A 931-nucleotide genomic window follows, 5' to 3' on the forward strand; every position below is an offset into this window, starting at 1 on the left:
GCACCGGCCGCACCGTGCGGCTGGTCGGCCAGCAGGCCGTCGTCGAGCACCTCGCCGATGCTGCCGACCATCGCCTCGGCGCCCGTCACGACCGGGCGGCGGCGCGCGCGCAGCGCGACGCTCGATACGCCCGCGACGAGCAGCCCGCCGCCGAGCGCGAGGCTCGCGATCACGGGCCACGGAATCCCGTAGCCGGGCACGTCGGTGTCGATCAGCATCAGCGCGCCGATCGTGAACGACACGATCCCGCCGAACCCGAGCACGCCGAAGGTCGGCAGAAAGGCCTCGGCGACGAGGCAGCCGAGACCGAGCAGCACGAGGCCGAGGCCCGCATAGCTGATCGGCAGCAACTGCATCGCGAACAGCCCGACCAGCAGGCAGATCGTGCCGGCCACGCCCGGCAGCACGAAGCCGGGGTTCGCGAACTCGAAGAAGAGGCCGTAGATGCCGATCGTCAGCAGGATCAGCGCGACGTTCGGGTCGGCGATGATCGCCAGGAAGCGGCTGCGCCAGTCGGGCTCGACCGCGACGAGCGGCGCATGCGCGGTCGCGAGCCGCACGGTGCCGGCGGTGGTCGTCACGGTGTGGCCGTCGAGCTGCCGGGCGAGATCGGCCGGATCCTGCGCGATCAGGTCGACCACATGCTGCGCGCGCGCCTCGCTCGCCGACAGGCTCACGGCCTCGCGCACCGCGCGCTCGGCCCATTCGGCATTGCGCCCGCGCAGTTGCGCGAGGCCGCGGATATACGCGGAGGCGTCCTGTATCGCCTTGCGGATCTCGGTCGATTGGGTATCGGTCGGCAGCGCGGCCACCGTGGCGGACGCATCGGACGCGCCTGACGCCCCCGAGGTGCCGCCCGGCATCCGCGGCGCCGCAGGATTCCCGCCCGGCGGCGCGGCGCCGCCGATGCCGAACTGCACCGGCGACGCCG

The 931-nt window shown here is 73.4% G+C and carries 1 pseudogene; it reads right to left on the minus strand.

The window, feature by feature from the left end:
- Positions 1 to 931: pseudogene (locus tag G3N96_RS38785) on the minus strand (nodulation protein NfeD); the annotation flags it as partial.

Source organism: Burkholderia sp. Se-20373, from assembly GCF_017104705.1.
Lineage (GTDB): Bacteria > Pseudomonadota > Gammaproteobacteria > Burkholderiales > Burkholderiaceae > Burkholderia.